Origin of the sequence: Pseudomonas sp. B16120, assembly GCF_044218845.1 — a bacterium.
Lineage (GTDB): Bacteria > Pseudomonadota > Gammaproteobacteria > Pseudomonadales > Pseudomonadaceae > Aquipseudomonas > Aquipseudomonas paracarnis.
On sequence record NZ_CP162588.1, the window covers coordinates 5360218 to 5378422 of the forward strand.

General features: G+C 59.5%; 16 protein-coding genes. 7 read left to right on the forward strand and 9 right to left on the reverse strand.

Translation table 11 applies throughout. The features are described from left to right. Window positions 1–170 precede the first annotated feature (170 nt). Both AB4P90_RS25015 and AB4P90_RS25020 read left to right on the forward strand, forming a co-directional pair. Window positions 171–1409 carry an MFS transporter gene (locus tag AB4P90_RS25015; RefSeq protein WP_058410077.1) on the forward strand — a complete coding sequence of 413 codons (1239 nt, stop codon included), beginning with the start codon at window positions 171–173 and terminating at the stop codon, window positions 1407–1409. Between the two features lie 152 nt (window positions 1410–1561). Then, a complete protein-coding gene (locus AB4P90_RS25020; protein WP_395605451.1) occupies window positions 1562–4531 on the forward strand; it encodes a membrane-targeted effector domain-containing toxin in 2970 nt (989 codons plus the stop codon). A gap of 27 nt (window positions 4532–4558) precedes the next feature. Here the strand turns inward: AB4P90_RS25020 and AB4P90_RS25025 are convergent, their stop codons facing one another. The 4 genes from AB4P90_RS25025 to AB4P90_RS25040 all read right to left on the reverse strand — a co-directional run bounded on the left by AB4P90_RS25025 (window position 4559) and on the right by AB4P90_RS25040 (window position 8792). Then, on the reverse strand, window positions 4559–6742 hold the full coding sequence (locus AB4P90_RS25025; RefSeq protein ID WP_014720028.1) for a xanthine dehydrogenase family protein molybdopterin-binding subunit: 2184 nt from the start codon (window positions 6740–6742) through the stop codon (window positions 4559–4561). Continuing rightward, complete coding sequence (locus AB4P90_RS25030; protein WP_395605452.1) at window positions 6739–7728, reverse strand: FAD binding domain-containing protein; 990 nt, start codon at window positions 7726–7728, stop codon at window positions 6739–6741. The genes AB4P90_RS25025 and AB4P90_RS25030 overlap by 4 nt, the downstream gene beginning before the upstream one ends. After that, a complete protein-coding gene (locus AB4P90_RS25035; protein WP_019818032.1) occupies window positions 7725–8249 on the reverse strand; it encodes a (2Fe-2S)-binding protein in 525 nt (174 codons plus the stop codon). The genes AB4P90_RS25030 and AB4P90_RS25035 overlap by 4 nt, the downstream gene beginning before the upstream one ends. A 96-nt stretch (window positions 8250–8345) precedes the next feature. Beyond that, the gene (locus AB4P90_RS25040) at window positions 8346–8792 is read right to left on the reverse strand and encodes a DUF4879 domain-containing protein (protein ID WP_014720031.1); all 447 of its coding nucleotides are present in this window, start codon (window positions 8790–8792) and stop codon (window positions 8346–8348) included. A gap of 188 nt (window positions 8793–8980) precedes the next feature. Between AB4P90_RS25040 and AB4P90_RS25045 the strand changes: the two genes are divergently transcribed. Together AB4P90_RS25045 and trmA are read left to right on the forward strand one after the other, a co-directional pair. Continuing rightward, window positions 8981–10276: an NCS2 family permease gene (locus AB4P90_RS25045; RefSeq protein WP_003194342.1), complete on the forward strand. Its 1296-nt coding sequence runs from the start codon at window positions 8981–8983 to the stop codon at window positions 10274–10276. After that, window positions 10273–11352: a tRNA (uridine(54)-C5)-methyltransferase TrmA gene (gene trmA, locus AB4P90_RS25050; protein WP_395605453.1), complete on the forward strand. Its 1080-nt coding sequence runs from the start codon at window positions 10273–10275 to the stop codon at window positions 11350–11352. Before AB4P90_RS25045 ends, trmA begins: the two co-directional genes overlap by 4 nt. Before the next feature lie 55 nt (window positions 11353–11407). Here trmA and AB4P90_RS25055 read toward each other — a convergent pair whose 3' ends face one another. The 3 genes from AB4P90_RS25055 to AB4P90_RS25065 form a co-directional block, all read right to left on the reverse strand. Continuing rightward, complete coding sequence (locus AB4P90_RS25055; protein WP_395605454.1) at window positions 11408–11875, reverse strand: DUF2442 domain-containing protein; 468 nt, start codon at window positions 11873–11875, stop codon at window positions 11408–11410. Beyond that, complete coding sequence (locus tag AB4P90_RS25060; protein WP_038451588.1) at window positions 11872–12300, reverse strand: DUF4160 domain-containing protein; 429 nt, start codon at window positions 12298–12300, stop codon at window positions 11872–11874. The genes AB4P90_RS25055 and AB4P90_RS25060 overlap by 4 nt, the downstream gene beginning before the upstream one ends. A gap of 84 nt (window positions 12301–12384) precedes the next feature. Continuing rightward, a complete protein-coding gene (locus AB4P90_RS25065; protein ID WP_144269790.1) occupies window positions 12385–12612 on the reverse strand; it encodes a hypothetical protein in 228 nt (75 codons plus the stop codon). 39 nt (window positions 12613–12651) lie between these two features. On the opposite strand from AB4P90_RS25065, the gene aroQ reads away from it, so the two are divergent. Further along, complete coding sequence (gene aroQ / locus AB4P90_RS25070; protein WP_395605455.1) at window positions 12652–13098, forward strand: type II 3-dehydroquinate dehydratase; 447 nt, start codon at window positions 12652–12654, stop codon at window positions 13096–13098. Then, window positions 13098–13946, forward strand: a complete 849-nt coding sequence (locus tag AB4P90_RS25075) for a shikimate dehydrogenase (RefSeq protein WP_395605456.1) — start codon at window positions 13098–13100, stop codon at window positions 13944–13946. The genes aroQ and AB4P90_RS25075 overlap by 1 nt, the downstream gene beginning before the upstream one ends. A gap of 53 nt (window positions 13947–13999) precedes the next feature. Here the strand turns inward: AB4P90_RS25075 and AB4P90_RS25080 are convergent, their stop codons facing one another. Beyond that, a complete protein-coding gene (locus tag AB4P90_RS25080) occupies window positions 14000–14665 on the reverse strand; it encodes a TetR/AcrR family transcriptional regulator (protein ID WP_395605457.1) in 666 nt (221 codons plus the stop codon). 77 nt (window positions 14666–14742) lie between these two features. Then, a complete protein-coding gene (quiC, locus tag AB4P90_RS25085) occupies window positions 14743–16644 on the reverse strand; it encodes a 3-dehydroshikimate dehydratase QuiC (RefSeq protein WP_058410080.1) in 1902 nt (633 codons plus the stop codon). A 226-nt stretch (window positions 16645–16870) separates the two neighbouring features. Between quiC and AB4P90_RS25090 the strand changes: the two genes are divergently transcribed. After that, window positions 16871–18205, forward strand: a complete 1335-nt coding sequence (locus AB4P90_RS25090; RefSeq protein ID WP_058410081.1) for an MFS transporter — start codon at window positions 16871–16873, stop codon at window positions 18203–18205.

Below are 18205 nucleotides of genomic sequence, written 5' to 3' on the forward strand. Positions count from 1 at the left end.
CGGGGCAGGTTTTGATCTGGATCAAGCATCGTTGAAAGAGTAGTCCCATTTTTGCCGTAGGACTGTGTGGTCTTTTGCCGCGTGACAGCTTGCCTCAGCTCAGTTCTTGCAACTATTTGTTACAGCTTGATGCTAATCTCGCCATTCTCCCGTTGCCGACCTGATTGCCGATGCCCAGTGAACCTGCGTTGCTGTTACGTCACCACCGCCCTTTCATCGCGTTCTGGCTGGCGCGGATCTTCACGGCCAGCGGCTTCCAGATGCTCACTGTGGCAATTGGCTGGAACCTCTACCAGCTGACCGGCAACGTCCTGGACCTGGGCCTGGTCGGCCTGGTGGAATTCATACCGCGCGTACTGTTCATGCTGCACACCGGTCACGTGGCTGACCGCTATGAACGGCGCCGGGTCGCCGCTATCTGCCAGACGTTACAGGCACTCATTGCCTTGTCCCTGGCCATCGGCGGCCTGACCGGCAACGTGACCCGCGAGATGATCTTTATCCTCGCCTTCCTGCTGGGCGCCGCACGTTCGTTTGAAATGCCTACCACCCAGGCGCTGTTGCCGAGCATCGTGCCCAGCGCGCTGTTCCCCCGCGCCGTGGCCGCCTCGCAATCGGCCCAGCAACTGGCAACCATCGTCGCACCGGCCCTGGGCGGCCTGCTTTATGCGTTTGGCAGTGTGTGGGTGTACGGTCCCACCGTGGCGTTGTACCTGATTGCCTGCGTGCTGACCCTGAACTTGCCCGCCCGCCAGACCCCACTGAACAAAGCCAAGGCCACGATGGACTCGCTGCTGGCCGGTATTCGCTTTATCCGCAGCCGCCCGGACATTCTCGGCGCCATCTCCCTGGACCTGTTTGCCGTGCTGCTGGGCGGCGCCACCGCGCTGTTGCCGGTGTTCGCCAAGGACATCCTGCTGACCGGTGCCTGGGGCCTGGGCCTGCTGCGGTCGGCCCCGGCCGTGGGCGCATTGCTGATGTCACTGTGGCTGGCGCGCTTTTCGGTAGACCGCCAGGTGGGCCGCGTAATGTTCACCGCCGTCGGCGTGTTCGGGGTGGCAACCATTGCCTTCGGCCTGTCGACTTCGTTCTGGTTTTCACTGGCGGTGCTGGTGGTACTGGGCGCGGCAGACATGATCAGCATGGTGATCCGTGCGTCGTTCGTGCAGTTGGAAACGCCAGATGAAATGCGCGGGCGGGTGAGTGCGGTCAATGGCCTGTTTATCGGTGCGTCCAATCAATTGGGCGAATTCGAATCCGGGATTACCGCCCACTGGTTTGGCACCGTGCCTGCGGTGGTGATGGGCGGGGTTGGCACTTTGGTGGTAACCGGGGTGTGGATCAAGCTGTTCCCGACGCTGGCCAACCGTGATCGTATGCACGTACCGGTCGAAGAAAAGAGTACTTGAGAACGTTCTGACCATTGCACGTTTACCGGGGAGGATAAGTAGGAACCAAGCCGATCCCAAAGGTTGCAAAGAGCTACACAGCCAATGGAACTTTACCTACAGCATCACCACTCAGGGGCTACCTAGTTCAGTCATAAAATCTGAGGTTTTTCATGCTAGTCGGCTCCCCTCGCCCTAACACCTACCCCGCACTGTCCGAGCCTGCTTCGGCAAACGTTGGTCAGCGCCAGAAACGCTCAATCGATTCCAGTCCACCTCAAAAACAGGAACTAGTGAAGGAGACCGTGCCAGACCCAGATTCAGGCAATGGATATACTCAAATCACTGTTAACCCTGATCCGGGCAAAAGCGTCGGGATGGAGCAGAAAGCCCCCGGGACCGTCGACCTTGGCCCAAACACTAGCGTCGACCCAGTCACACAAAAGATAAGCGACGACTTCAAAAGCGTTCAACAAGAAGCCTCGATTTACCTGAAGAACAAATTTGCCGAGATGGCGGCCAAAGCCAAGACCCCTGCCGAAAAAGAAAAGTGGGATATAGATCCCGATAACACCTACATAGTGACGTACGACTACAACACCCAGGGTGAAAGACCTTATCCCGCGAAAATCATCAAGCGCATCTCATTGACCGAGGCACTCATTACCAACGATCAGGACGTACCAAAGGGTAATGGTTACCCAGTCGCTTTCTACCCAGGCGGCCCTGAGGTCATCGTTAAGCCTGAATTAAAAACGCATACACCTGGCACCTTCAGCTTCAGCCGGTTCAACCCCTACACTGAAAAGGCTGACACTACCCATACCTTTCAAGGCATTTACCGAGAGTCCGCCGAAGAACCTGCACCGGTTTACAACGCAGGAAACCAGAGTGCGCTCACTCCCGATGAGTTCAGGAAAATGATTTGGAAGGCGGACTATAAAAAGCCTTACGATCAATTCCTGAATGAGTTCTGGAACCAGAACGAGAAAAACTATCCGTTACTCTCCAAAGCGTCTCTGATCAAGGCCGCCAAAACCCAGCATCAAGAGCACAGCCTCACTAAGGACGCCCACGACTTGGTCATGCGGGCCCTCGGTTTGTCAGGCGAAGAGACCGCCTGGCCGGACATCAAACTTGAAGACCTGCAAAAAAAACCTCCAAAAGATCCCAACATCGAAATGGGGATGCTGAAAGTCGGAAACTTTCAATCTACCGATCTTATGTACATCACGGACAAAAAGGTCAGATACGATGCCAACGGCAACAAGCTTCCACCCCTGACGCTTTTGTACATACCCGGAAACTCTTCCCCCATTCACACTTTCAACAGCCAGGCTGAAATGAAGGCATGGTTCGCCAAGCAGATGGCCGATCCCGTGAAGCGCGAAGCGATGGTCGCGCACTTCCCCCTCAAAGATAAACCTAACGGCTATGCGCAAGCAGGCACAGAAGAGACGCTGACCGGGCTCGGTACCTGGCCTGAAAAGCGCGAGACCCCGGGAGGGTTATTGTCCTATGACCATCGGGCGTTCAGCGGTTACTGGGACCCACAAAACTACATTAAGGCAGAACCCAGCCATTCGCCCTTCGACGAACTCACAAAGCGTCAGAAAGACCGATCTTATGCAGATGCTGCCGTGGATATCACCAGTGACAGCGACGTCACCAAGAAAAATATTCTCTCTGGTTTTGAAAAGGCTACAAAAGTAGCGATGTTCCTGACTCCACTGGCTTTCGCGATGCCTGAAGTGGGACTGGCATTGGATGCGTTCTATCTGGCCAGCGGAGCCACCAATACGGGTATTGGTATCGATGACAAAATACATGGCAAACCGACTGGCAACCAACGAATCATATTCGGCGTGTTCAATGCCGCAACTGTGGCGATACCGCGTATCGTAAAGGCTGGCAAAGCGGGGGAAGGTGCCGTTAACGAACTCAAGGCGCCTACGGTAAAACCCGGCGAGGCACCTTCGCCCCCCCACTACCCGCCAGATACCGCCCCCCCTGTAGGGGCCGGCGAATCGACAGTCAATCGTCTACGTCCATCTCAATGGAAGGACATCAGCAGCCATGTGGTACCAGAGGGTGAGCAACTGATCTCAGGCGTTACCCCAAACGCCAAAGGCATCTATCAAATCAAGGGGCCCAACGGCGAAGACCGATGGATGATCCGAATAACCGATGACGCAGGAAACAGCCAAGTACATGAGATCGACGGCCGGTTTAAGCTCAGTGATGGTTATGCCCAGATCATTGACCCATTGACCAAAAAACCTGTGATGACCGTGCAGGCCACTGCGCAGGGAGAGTGGACGCCGATCAATGGGCCTGGGGGGATAAAATTCCCTTGGCAATCAGGAAGCTCTCGAACGCAGCCATTTGATCCCGGCGCTTACGACTATCCCCGCGAGGGGGAAGCCTCTTCATCAGAAGCGTCCGGGAAAGTAGATAAACGGCTGAAGCAAGATGCAGATCACTACCTAAAAAAAGCAAAACCGAAAACGATGCCCATTCATTCGGACCTGCCATCCAACACACCGCCCAAAGAAGTCATCAATTCCGTACTCCAAAAATCACCCGGTATGATTTTTGGCGAAGACCATACGCAATCGGCGGTGTTGCGAGTGCTTATGGATGAAGCGCCTACATTCAAAGCCAATAATGTGAGCCTGCTGTATTCAGAGGGCTTTGAACACTCTTTGCAGCCAGACCTTGATAGGTTTTTCGAGACGGGTGAGTTTTCTCAAGCATTGAGGGAACGGTTGAGGTTAATTGACCGCGCGCATGTCGCCCATGAGCCCTACACCAATAAAAATCTTCTTCTGACGATGCGAAAATATGGCATTCGAGTTAAAGCAATTGACGTGCCCTCGGTGGAGCCCATCGCCAGGCGTATTAAAAACATGAACTATTATGCGGCCAACGTGATCGAGCAAGATCAAGCTGCCGCCCCCCGAACAAAATGGATTGCACGGGTCGGCAGCTACCATGTGTTTAAGTATAAAGATGTTCAAGGCCTCGATACACTGACAGGCGCAACAGGGGTTACTGTGGACAACGCGCCTGCGAATGTCTCAACCTCTGTCGTTCAATCCCGAGACAAAACGCAGATCTATATTGACCTCGCAGAGCGTTGAAAATGTGCAACCCCTTAAGGGGCTGTGTCAGAGCACCTTATCCAGCGTTACAGGAAACTCCCGCACCCGCTTGCCGGTGGCATGGTGAATCGCATTCGCCACCGCCGCCGCCACGCCGACGATACCGATCTCCCCTACGCCCTTGGAACCCAGCGCATTGACCACCTCGTCGTGTTCTTCGACAAACAGCACGTCAATCTCGCCGATATCGGCGTTAACCGGGATGTGGTATTCGGCCAGGCTGTGGTTCATGTAGCGTCCCAATTGGTGGTCGACCTGAGTCTCTTCATGCAGCGCCATGCCAATGCCCCATACCACGCCGCCGAGGATCTGGCTGCGGGCCATCTTCGGGTTGACCACGCGCCCGGCGGCTACCGCGCTGACCACACGGCTGACCTTGATGGTGCCCAGGTCTTCATCGACGCGCACTTCGACGAACACCGCCGAGTGGGTAGCGCTGGCATAGCTCTCGCGCTTCTTGTCGGGCTCGCTGTCGACCTGTACCTGCAAGGCTTCTTCACCGCTGTCCTTGACCAGTTGCGCCAACGACACACTCACGTCACCGCTCTGTAGCTGGCCGTCTTCAAACCGAATGGAATCGGCATCCTTAAATACCGGGTAAGTCTGCCGGGCGATCTCCAGCAACTTGGCATTGAGCGCTTCGCACGCTTGCTGCACGGCGGTGCCGACGGAAGACACGGTAAACGAACCGCCCTGCAACGGCGCCGTGGGCAATGACGAATCCCCCAGCAGAAAGCTGATATCGGCCATCGCCACGCCACTGGTTTGAGAGGCAATCTGGGTCATCACTGTGTAGGTGCCCGTGCCGATGTCCGTGGTGGCACTGCTCACGGTGAGTTTGCCGTTGCTATCGATGCGGGCCTTGGCGCTGGCTTTCATCTGCATGGCTTCCCACACCCCACCGGCCATGCCCCAGCCGATCAGTTGGCGGCCGTCACGCATGCTGCGCGGTTCCGGGTTGCGCTGGCTCCAGCCGAAACGTTCGGCGCCTTCGCTGTAGCACTCGCGCAGGGCCTTGCTCGACCAGGGTTTGTCTTCGTTCTGGTTGCGTTCGGCGTAGTTGATCAGGCGCAATTGCACCGGATCGATGGCCAAGGCGCAGGCCAGTTCGTCCATGGCGCACTCCAAGCCAAGCACGCCAAGTGCTGCACCGGGAGCACGCATATCCAGCGGAGTAAAGACGTCCAGCGGCACCAGCTTGTAGGTCAGTTGCACGTTGTCGCAGTGATAGAGCATGCCGCTCCACTCCACCACGTGCTCGCTGAAATCCTCAAAGCGCGAGGTCTGGCCAATCGCGGTATGCCCCAGCGCCAGCAAGCGACCATTGGCGGCGGCGCCCATCTGCAAACGCTGCAAGGTGCGCGGACGATAGCCGAAGGTGAACATCTGCTGGCGCGTCAGGGTGACCCGCACCGAACGCTTGAGCGCCATGGCCGCCATCACCGCGAGCGGCAATTGGTATTGCGGGCGCAGGCCCGAACCGAAGGCACCGCCGACGAAAGCGGCAAAGATGCGCACCTGGCTCTTATCCAGGCCGAAGACTTTTTGCACATAGGCCTGGCAGTTCTGCGGGCCCTGGGTCTTGTCGTGAATATGCAGGGTGCCGTCGGGCTGATACAGCACGGTGCTGGCGTGGGACTCCATCGGGTTGTGGTGCTCGATGGGCGTGCTGTAGTGCAAGTCCAGACTGATTGCGGCACCGGCCCATTCAGCCTCGAAGTTGCCGCGCGGTTTGGGTGGGGTCTGGGGCGACGGGTGCGCCGCCGCTTGCTGGGTGAGCAGGTCGGTTTCGAAGGCTTCAGGCGCGTAGTCGATCTGCACCAGCGAGCCAGCGTGCCGCGCCAGTTCGAGGTTATCGGCAATCACCAAGGCCAAGGGCTGGCCACTGTAGAGTACGCGGTCGTTATACAGCGGGCGAAAAGGCGAGCCATCGGCCGCATCGGCATCGGCGAACGCCTCATCATAGCTGGCGATTTTCGGCCGATTGAGGTGATGGATCACGTCCACCACACCCGGCAACGCCAACGCCTTGGACGCATCGATGCGCAGCACCCGGCCTTTGGCGATAGTGCTCGACACCACGCTGCCATGCAGCAGGCCGTCCTCGGGAAATTCACCGGCGTAGCGTGCTTGGCCGGTGACCTTGAGCAGACCGTCGACACGGTCCAGGGGTTTACCGATGGCGCTCATGGCTGTTCTCCTGCGACGGCGGCGTCGCTCAGGGCACGAATGATTGCGCGCCGGGCCAGCTTGATCTTGAAGCCGTTGTGTTCCAACGGTTCGGCGTCTTGCAGCAGGGCATCGGCGGCGGCGCTGAAGGTTTCGCGGCTGACCGTGCGGCCGATCAGCAAGGCTTCCACTGCGCGGTCACGCCAGGGTTTATGCGCCACACCGCCCAAGGCCAGGCGGGCGTCGATGATTTCATCACCGTCCAGCTCCAAGGCGGCAGCCACCGAAACCAAGGCGAAGGCATAGGAGGCACGGTCGCGGATCTTCAGGTAGTGGCTGTGGCGGGCCAAGTGATCGGCGGGCAGTTCAATCGCGGTGATCAGCTCATCGTCGGCCAACTGGTTGTCACGTTGCGGCGCATCGCCTGGCAAGCGATGGAAGTCGGCGAACTCGATCACCCGCGCGCCGCCGCGTCCTTCTACATGCACCCGCGCCGCAAGCGCCGCCAGGGCCACGCACATGTCCGAAGGATGGGTGGCCACGCACTGCTCACTGGCGCCGAGGATCGCATGGATACGGTTCAAACCGTCGCGCGCCGGGCAGCCGCTGCCGGGCTGGCGCTTGTTGCACGGCGCCGCGGCGTCGTAGAAGTAATAGCAACGGGTGCGCTGCAACAGATTGCCGCCGGTACTGGCCATGTTGCGTAACTGCGGGGACGCCCCGGCGAGGATGGCCTGGGACAGCAACGGGTAACGCTGCTCAATGAGTGGGTGCCAGGCCAGGTCGGCGTTGCTCACCAGCGCACCGATACGCAGGCCACCCTCGGCGGTCTCTTGAATGTCGTGCAGCGGCAAGCCGGTGATGTCGATCAGATGCTCGGGATGGCTGATGTTTTCCTTCATCAGATCCAGCAGGTTGGTGCCACCGGCGATAAAGCGCGAGGCGCCGCTGCTCATCTGAACGGCCTGCTGCACATCGGTCGGCCTGCTGTAGTGGAAGGGGTTCATGACTCACCTCCCTGGCGGCGGCAGGCCGGCAGCGCGTCTTCGATGGCATCGCGGATGTTGTTGTAGGCGCCGCAGCGGCACAGGTTGCCGCTCATCAACTCCTGGATCTGCGCACGGTCGTGGGCGCGGCCTTCATTGGCCAGGCCCACGGCAGAACAGATCTGGCCGGGGGTGCAATAGCCGCACTGGAACGCGTCGTGCTGGATAAAGGCCTGTTGCATGGGGTGCAGTTGGTCGCCGTCGGCCAGGCCTTCGATGGTGGTCAATTCGGCGCCGTCGCACATCACGGCCAGGGTCAGGCAGGCATTCACGCGTTTGCCGTCACGTAACACGGTGCAGGCGCCGCACTGGCCGTGGTCGCAGCCTTTTTTGCTGCCTACCAGGTCCAACTGCTCACGCAGCAAGTCCAGCAAGGTGGTCCAGGGCAACACGTTCAGTTGGCGAGCCTGGCCGTTGAGTGTCAGGCGTATCGGGTGGGCGACGAACGGCTGGGCCGCCGCGCCATGGGGGGTCGCGCTCATAAACACCTCACGGGTTGAAGTACATCCGCGGCGTTCAGGAAAATCGCCGTCTTAGGGGTACGACTTCCGGGTGTTTTGAGCGTTCAAGATGATTGATCAGCGGATATTGAGCTGGGCTTTCAGGGTGTTTTGCGGTGGGTTGATCGAGGTATTGGTGAATTCGAACCAGCCCTGGGCCTGGACGTTCAGGTCGAACACATAGATGTAGCCCATCAAGGTGCCCACGCCGTTGCACGCCTCACTGATGTTGCCGACCTGGCACACCGCTGTGCGTTGCCCATTCAACTCTGCGCCGTTAAAGCGGCCCATGGGGCTGTTGCCCAGGCCGACTTCCATCACCGAGACCTGGGTGGGCCCGCGGTGCTCGCACATCTGGGTGGTGTTGACCCGCTCCGGGATCGCTTCGCTGCAGTCGGCCGATTCCACCTTGAACACCCGTACCTCGCTCAAGGCCGGTGCAGTCGCGCCCCACGCCGGTGCTGCGCCCAGCCACAGGCTGATACTGGCGATCAGAGCTAGACTCCACGGGTTGGCTTTTTTCATGCTGTCGATGACCGGCTGTTGAACGTCGGCGCAGTATGCCTCAAGCCCATGCGCCACACAGCCTCGGCTGCTGGTATGATGCGCCGCTTTTTCCGATCCTCTCTGAAACCACAAGCGTTTGGCGCAGTTTGTGCTTTGACTTAGAGGTCAACAAATCACGACGCACACTAGCGTCACAGGGAGCCGGCATGCTGGAAAAGCTGTTTCAACTCAAAGCCCACAACACCAATGTGCGCACCGAGATTCTCGCGGGGATCACCACCTTCCTGGCCATGGCCTACATCCTGTTCGTGAACCCGAGCATCCTCGGCGAGACCGGCATGGACAAGGGCGCGGTGTTTGTCGCCACCTGCCTGGCGGCGGCCATCGGTTCGACCGTGATGGGCCTGATCGCCAACTACCCGATTGCCCTGGCACCGGGCATGGGCCTCAACGCCTTCTTCACCTACACCGTGGTCCTGCACATGGGCCACACCTGGCAGGTGGCGCTGGGCGCGGTATTCATTTCGGCGGTGCTGTTTTTCTTGCTGTCGATCTTCCGCATTCGTGAGTGGATCATCAACGCCATCCCCCTGCCGCTGCGCTCGGCGATTGCCGCCGGCATCGGCCTGTTCCTGGCGCTGATCGCCCTGCATAACGCCGGTATCGTGGTGAGCAACCCGGCCACCATGGTGGGCCTGGGCGACCTGAAACAACCGGCGCCGATCCTGGCGACCCTGGGTTTCGTGCTGATCGTCGCGCTGGAAGCCCTGGCCGTACGCGGCGCGGTGCTGATCGGCATCCTGGCGGTGACCGTCGCCTCCATCGTCCTGGGCTTCACGCCGTTCATCGGTGTGACCTCAGTACCGCCGTCCCTGGCGCCGACCTTCCTGCAGTTGGATATCAAGGGCGCGCTGGACATCGGCCTGGTCAGCGTGATCTTCGCCTTCCTGTTCGTTGACCTGTTCGACAACTCCGGCACCCTGATCGGCGTCGCCAAGCGCGCCGGCCTGATGGGCAAGGACGGCCATATGCCGAAAATGGGCCGTGCACTGATCGCCGACAGTACCGCTGCCATGGCCGGTTCCCTGCTGGGTACCTCGACCACCACCAGCTACATCGAATCGGCCGCAGGCGTGAGCGCCGGTGGCCGTACCGGCTTGACCGCCATCGTGGTCGCGATCCTGTTTTTGCTGGCGCTGTTCTTCTCGCCATTGGCCGCCAGCGTACCGGCCTATGCTACCGCGCCAGCCTTGCTGTTTGTGGCGGTGCTGATGAGCCAAGGCCTGGCCGAAATCGACTGGGACGACATTACGGTGGCAGCGCCGGTGGTGATCACCGCCCTGGCGATGCCCTTCACTTACTCCATCGCCAACGGCATCGCCTTCGGTTTCATCGCCTGGACCGCCATCAAGCTGCTTTCGGGCCGCTACCGTGAGCTGAACCCGGCACTGGTGATCCTGTCGATCCTGTTTGTGATCAAGCTGGGCTGGTTCAACGCATGACTTTCGACGCCGCAAGCTACACCGCTCAACTGCAAGACAAGGTCACGCGCCTGCGTGACCTGCTCGCACCGTTCGACGCGCCCGAGCCGCAGGTCTTCGACTCGCCGCTGCAGCACTTCCGCCTGCGCGCGGAGTTCCGCCTGTGGCGCGAAGGCGGCGAGCGCCACTACGCGATGTTCTCCCAGGAGGACAAGCGCACGCCGATCCTCATCGAAGAGTTCCCCATCGCCAGCCAGCGCATCAACCAGTTGATGCCGCAACTCAAGGCCGCCTGGCAAGCCAGCGCCGCCCTGAGCCACAAGCTGTTCCAGGTGGAGTTCCTCACCACCCTGGCCGGCGACGCGATGATCACCCTGTGTTATCACCGCCCGCTGGACGAACATTGGCACACCGCCGCAAACACATTGGCCGCTGAGCTGAATGTGAGCATCATCGGCCGTTCCAAGGGCAAGCGCGATGTGATCGGCCACGACTACGTGGTGGAGAAACTCGACGTCGGTGGGCGCACCTTCAGCTACCGCCAACCCGAAGGCGCGTTCACCCAGCCCAACGGCACGGTGAACCAGAAGATGCTCAACTGGGCCTACGAAGCGCTGGGCGATCGCCCGGACGATTTGCTGGAGCTGTATTGCGGCAACGGCAACTTCACCCTGCCGCTGGCGACCCGCGTGCGCAAGGTGCTGGCCACCGAGATCAGCAAGACCTCGGTGAATGCGGCCCTGAGCAACCTGGATGAAAATGGCGTGGATAACGTCACCCTGGTGCGCCTCTCCGCCGAAGAACTCACCCAAGCCCTGAATGACGTGCGCCCGTTCCGCCGCCTGCACGGCATCGACCTGAAAAGCTACGAATTCGGTAGCGTCTTCGTCGACCCGCCCCGCGCTGGCATGGACCCGGACACCTGCGAGCTGACCCGGCGCTTCGACAACATCCTGTACATCTCCTGCAACCCGGAGACGCTGGCGGCGAACATCGCGCAACTGCACGACACGCACCGGATCTCCCAGTGTGCAATGTTTGACCAGTTCCCGTGGACGCACCATATGGAGTCGGGTGTGTTGCTGACCCGCCGATAAATCTGCGGGTTGTAGCAGCGAGCTTGCTCGCTCCTACAGTTCCCCTGTTGGTTATTCAAGTGTCTGTTGTCTCTGGGGGCTGCGGTACTTCCTTGCGTGGCCGGCCCCCCTTCTTGCCATTGGCCCGGGCCGCTGCGGTCTTGGCCGCGCTGCTTTTGCGACCATTGCGCGATGCCACCAGGCTGGTTGCCAGGTCCATCAGCGGCTGGCTTGTAGCGATCAACCCTGTGATCGAAACATCCAGGTCCTGCGCTTCACAGCTAATCGCCTTGCCTCCGAAAGTCACTTCCAACTGCTGGAAATCCTTCTCTGAAAACCCTTCGAACTCCGGCAGGCCAGCCACCGGCAACACCACGCGGCTGCCATCGCTGAAGCCAATGGAGAGGCAATCGTTTTCATAACGTACGTTACTGGCGTTGGCGTACAGGCGTTTCAACCTGCGTCCTCGGGCGATTGCCTTGTCAACGTCGGCTTCAGTGAGAGGTACATAAGGTGTGACTTTGGCTTTTATGATCTTTCTCATAAATCGATCTCCACAAAACCTGGGGCTCTGACCAGATTCAAAATTGTTTTCTGCCCTACGACATCGTGTCGGGCACGTGCAATCACGTAAACACCACGCTGAATGACCAATCCAGGAATGAGTTCATCCGTTTCCCAATTCCAGGAATGATTCTCCAGGCAAACCGTCTGCAGTTTTTCCCACCAGATCCTGCGTGCCCGCGCCAAGTAGTGCCGCTGCATGATCGTCGCGCGTATTTCCTTCAGTACCGCCATGGGTGGCCGTCTGCGTTCAGGCTCTACATCCCACAACTCAACTTCCCCATCCAGGAAACTGAAACGAAACCGCGCATCCCATCCCTTGCCCCTGACATGCACATGGGGCGGGCAATGCTCATCCCTGATAAACACCGAAATGACATAGCCTTTGTAAGCACCTACTCTCATCGTAACCCATCCGTTAGGTTATTTTCCGTCAGGTAACAATTTCCCTCTGCCACCCGACAACCGGCTCCTATTCCCGAAGCTGTTTCACAGATTAGTAAGCACAAAAAACCCGGCGAATGCCGGGTTGTAACCAGGGATGCCAACGACTGGAACGACCCGGTCAATGCTCGAAAGTCCGCCTCGTTCAGCAACCTCGCGCAATACTTCAACCGAATGCCCATCAGCCGGTAATCCAGCAATTGCACTGATTAAACGTTCGATCACCGAACAGATCCGCAGCCATCCATTGACCAAATTAACCAACCAGTACATTTTGACTCCACAACCAATAAGAACTGTGGAGAAGCCTCTATGCCGCCCATCGTGCTGGTGCTCAACGGCCCCAATCTCAACCTGCTCGGCACCCGCGAGCCTGCCACTTATGGCCATGAAACCCTGGCCGACATTGCCACCCTGTGTGGTCGCAGCTCCGACAAGCTCGGGCTGAAGATCGAGTTTCGCCAGACCAACCACGAGGGCGAATTGCTTGACTGGATCCACGGCGCCCGCAACCGCTGCGCGGGTATTGTGATCAACCCGGCGGCCTGGACTCACACTTCGGTCGCGATCCGCGATGCCCTGGTGGCCAGTGAAGTGCCAGTGATCGAAGTGCATTTATCCAACGTGCATGCCCGTGAAGCCTTTCGTCATCACTCGTTTGTGTCACCGATCGCCCAGGCCGTGCTGGCCGGGTTTGGCAGCCATGGCTACCACCTAGCCCTGGAACATTTCAGCCTGACGCTGAAGGGACGCACGTAATGAAACCACGCATTCTCGCTGGCCTGATCGGCGCCGGCATCCAGGCCTCACGCACACCGGCACTGCATGAGCAGGAAGGCGACGCCCAAGGCTTGCGCTACCTGTATCGCCTGATCGACCTGGAGCCGCTGCACCTGGACCTCAAAGCCCTGCCGGAATTACTACGGGCCGCTGAGTTGATGCACTTCACCGGTTTGAACATTACTTACCCGTGCAAGCAGGCGATTCTGCCGTTGCTCGATGAACTTTCCGATGAGGCCCGGGGCATTGGTGCGGTCAACACCGTGGTGTTCAAGGACGGCAAGCGCATTGGCCATAACACCGACTGCCTGGGGTTCGCCGAAGGCTTTCGGCGCAACTTGCACAACGTGCCGCGCCAACGCGTGGTGCAGATGGGCGCCGGTGGTGCGGGCGCGGCAGTGGCCCATGCACTGTTGGCAGAAGGCGTGGAGTACTTGAGCATCTTCGATGTCGACCGCACTCGCGCCCAGGACCTTGTGGATAACCTTGCCCAGCAGTTCGGCGTCGGTCGCGCTCAGGTCGGCAGCCACTTGGAAAACGCCATGGCCGAGGCCGATGGCCTGGTGAACACCACGCCGATGGGCATGGCCAAGCTGCCCGGCACGCCTGTGCCTGCGGCGTTGTTGCGGGCTGAATTGTGGGTGGCGGAAATTGTGTACTTCCCGCTGGAAACCCAACTGCTGCGCGACGCGCGCGCCTTGGGTTGCCGTACCCTGGATGGCGGCAATATGGCGGTGTTTCAGGCGGTGAAGGCATTTGAGTTGTTCAGCGGCGAAGTGGCGGATGCAGACAGAATGCTGGCGCACTTCCAGAGCATGAATATCTAGGTATGCAACCCCATCATGATCGTTCCCTCACTCTGCGTGGGAACGATCAGTTCTCAGGCTTGCAGGTAGCGCAACACCGACTCGCAAATCATTTCCCGATGGCGCTGCTTGATCGTCTCATCCGACAGTTCGATCTGGAAAATCTCGCTGAAGGTGTGCCGGTTGGACACCCGGTAGAAACTGAACGAGTTGATCAGCAAGTGCACATCCAGCGGCTCCAGCCCTTCGCGAAACAGCCCCAACTCAGCCCCGCGGCGCAGGGTCTCCCCCAACCCTTCCAGGATTTTGCTGTTCATCGCCTTGATGGTCTCGGTGCGTTTGACGTACTCGGCGTTGTGGATGTTTTCGATGCTGACGATGCGCACGAAATCCACGTTCTGGTCGTGGTGATCAAAGGTGAATTCCACCAGCCGGCGAATCGCCTCACGCGGCTCCAGGGCGGTGAGGTTCATGCGCGTTTCGGTGTTGCGGATATCACCGTAGAGCTTTTCCAGCACCTCGACGTATAGCTGCTCCTTGCTGCCGAAGTAGTAATAGATCATGCGCTTGGAGGTGTGAATGCGCTCGGCGATGGCGTCTACGCGAGCGCCGGCCAGGCCCTGTTGAACAAACTCGACAATGGCTTCCTGGAGAATATTCTCCCGGGTCTTTTCCGGATTGTTCTTGCGACTCTTGCGCGGTGCGTCAGCTACCGCGGGGAGATCGGGACTCGAGGTCATGTTGCGCTCACGGCCATTGTTGTGCAGGCGCTGATTATGGGCCGCGGCGCTCCCCGAAGGAAGCACCTGCCTTGCGGTTATAGCCGAGCCTGGCGTACAGCCCCACTGCGCGACTTGGCCATCGCCGCCAGACGCACCGCCACGTTGGCAGCGCCGTAGCCGGCATAGCCATTCTTGCGCTGGATGATCTCGAAGAAAAACCGCCCCTCGAACGCCTCGGTGTACACATGAAACAACTCACCACCCTGGGCGTCGCGGTCGTACAGCACGTTGTAATACGCCAACTCACTGAGGAACTCCTCGTCGAAATCGAAGCGTGCCGCCAGGTCGTCGTAATAGTTGAGCGGGATATCCAGCAACGGCACACCGGCCTCTTTGGCCCGGCGTACCTCGGCGAAAATATCCGCGCAATCGAAGGCAATGTGGTGCACGCCCGAACCGCGATAGCTGGAGAGCGCGTGGGAAATCGCGGTGTTGCGGTTTTCGGAGATATTCAACGGCAGGCGAATCGAACTGCAACGGCTGCGCAATGCACGGCTTTTCACCAGGCCGTAGGGGTCGGGCAGGACCACTTCGTCATCGGCTTCGAAATCCAGCAGGCTTTTGTAGAACAACACCCAACTGTCGAGGCTGTCGGCCGGCAGCGCCATGGCCATATGGTCGATGCGCAGCAAGCCGCCACTGGCGGGCGCAGCCGTTTGCAGGTTGAAATCGGTGTCGTACAGCCCGCCTTCGCTGGGGTCGACCAGGTAAATCAGGCTGCCATCCGGTGCACGCACGGCGGCCAATTCCAGTTCGTTGGGGCCGACCAGGCCGCGATAAGGCTGGCCCTTGTAGGCCACCGCCCGCTCCAGGGCCTTGGCACTGTCCTTGACCCGAATTGCGGTGGCGCACAGCGACGGGCCATGGGCCTCGAAAAAGTTGTGGGCGAAGGAATAGGGTTCGCAGTTGAGGATCAGATTGATATCGCCCTGGCGCAACAGGCTCACATTCTTCGAGCGATGCTGGCCGGCCTTGGCAAACCCCAGGCGTTCCAGCCAATTGCTCAGTTTGGCGCCAAGGCTTTCATCCACGGCAAATTCGAGGAATTCGATCCCGTCGTACTCGCTGGCCGCCGGGGTTTCAAACAGGATGTCCACTGGCGCAGCGGGTGCCTCTTGCGCCAGGCGCTGGCGGGTTTTTTCCTCGAGGTACAGCAACGAGCGCAAGCCATCTGCCGCATTCGCACGAGTGGGCGCGGCGCGGAAGCCATCGTTGAAAATTTCCAGGGACAAGGGCCCGGTGTAGCCACTTTGGATGATCGGCGCGAGAAAGCCCGCCAGGTCAAATTCGCCCTGGCCGGGGAAGCAACGGAAATGCCGGCTCCACTCCAGCACATCCATGGCCAGGATCGGCGCGTCGGCCATTTGCACAAAGAAAATCTTGTCGCCGGGGATCTGGGCGATGCCACTCGGGTCGCCCTTGAGCGACAAGGTGTGGAAGCTGTCGAGCAACACGCCCAGGCTTGGGTGATCGACCTGGCGCACCAGGTTCCATACCTGCTGCCAGGTGTTCACATGCTTGCCCCAGGCCAACGCTTCATAGCCGATGCGCAGGCCGCGCTTGGCCGCGTGTTCGGCCAGCAGGCTCAGGTCATCGAGCAGAATGCGTTCGTCACCCACGCTGTCGGCCGAGGCGTTACTGCACACCAGCACCAGGTCGGTGCCTAGCTCTTGCATCAGATCGAATTTGCGTTCGGCGCGCTCCAGGTTGCGCGCCAGGCGATCACGGCGGCAGCCTTCGAAGTCGCGAAACGGCTGGAACAGGGTGATGGCGATGCCGAGGTCGGCACACATCTGCCTAACTTCCCGAGGGCTGCCGTCGTAATACAACAAGTCGTTCTCAAAGATCTCCACCCCATCAAACCCGGCGGCGGCGATGGCTTCGAGTTTTTCCGGCAGGGTGCCGCTCAAGGACACAGTGGCGATAGAACGTTGCATGGAAGACTCCCGGCAATTGTTGTTTGTGGCAAATTATTCGCCCCCAGCCTACAGGCAGCAATTAAAATGTACGAACCGGTTAGTTTTTGGTGCGATTATCGAACACTAAGCCCCTTTGGCGAATTGACGACTTTTTAACCACTGCGCACCATCGACCGGGCAATTCGCTCACGTAACAAAGACCCAGAACACACCATAAGAATTTCAAAAAACGGGTACAAACCTCATGCCTCTGCAAAATTCAGCCCTGGCCGCGCGCCCGGGCAACCCGCACGCCGGCATCGGCGACAAGATCCGCGGTGCCCTGGCCGTGGGTAAAACGCGCTGGGGCATGCTGGCCCTGGTGTTCTTTGCCACCACTTTGAACTACATCGACCGCGCCGCCCTGGGCGTGATGCAACCGATCCTCGCCAAGGAAATGAGCTGGACGGCGATGGACTACGCCAACATCAACTTCTGGTTCCAGGTCGGCTACGCCATCGGCTTTGTGCTGCAAGGCCGCCTGATTGACCGGGTTGGCGTCAAGCGCGTGTTCTTCTGCGCCGTGCTGCTGTGGAGCCTGGCCACCGGCGCCCATGGCCTGGCCACCTCGGCGGTCGGCTTTATGGTCTGCCGGTTTATCCTCGGGCTGACCGAAGCCGCCAACTACCCGGCCTGCGTCAAGACCACACGCTTGTGGTTCCCGGCGGGTGAACGGGCAGTGGCCACCGGCATCTTCAACGCCGGCACCAACGTCGGCGCGATGATGACGCCCATGCTGCTGCCGTTGATCCTGCACGTGTGGGGCTGGCAGGCAGCGTTCCTGTGCATGTCGGCACTGGGCGGTATCTGGCTGGTGCTCTGGGGCTTGAAGTATTACAACCCGGAAGACCACCCCACGGTTAAACAATCCGAATTGGACTACGTGCAACAGGAAGTCGAACCCGAACAACCCCGCGTGCCGTTCAGCCGCATCCTGCGCATGCGTGGCACCTGGGCCTTCGCCCTCGCCTACTCGCTGACCGCGCCGGTGTTCTGGTTCTACCTGTATTGGCTGCCGCCGTTCTTGAATCAGCAATACAACCTGGGCATCAACGTGACCCAGATGGGCATTCCGCTGATCATCATTTACCTCACCGCCGACTTTGGCAGCGTCGGGGGCGGGATCCTGTCGTCATTCCTGATTGGCCGTGGGATGAACTCGATCAAGGCGCGGCTGTTGTCGATGCTGCTGTTCGCCTGCTGCATCGTCGGCGTCATCATGGCGGCCGGCTCCAGCCAGCTGTGGGTCGCGGTGTTTGCCATCTCCCTGGCCATCGGCGCGCACCAGGCCTGGACCGCCAACATCTGGAGCCTGGTGATGGACTACACGCCCAAGCACATGATGAGCACGGTGTTCGGTTTCGGCGGCATGTGCGCGGCCATCGGCGGCATGTTCATGACCCAGATCGTCGGCCATATCCTCACGGTGACCAACAACAACTACACGGTGTTGTTCACCCTGATCCCGGCGATGTACTTCATCGCACTGGTGTGGATGTACTTCATGGCGCCGCGCAAGATCCCTACCGTAGACGTTTGA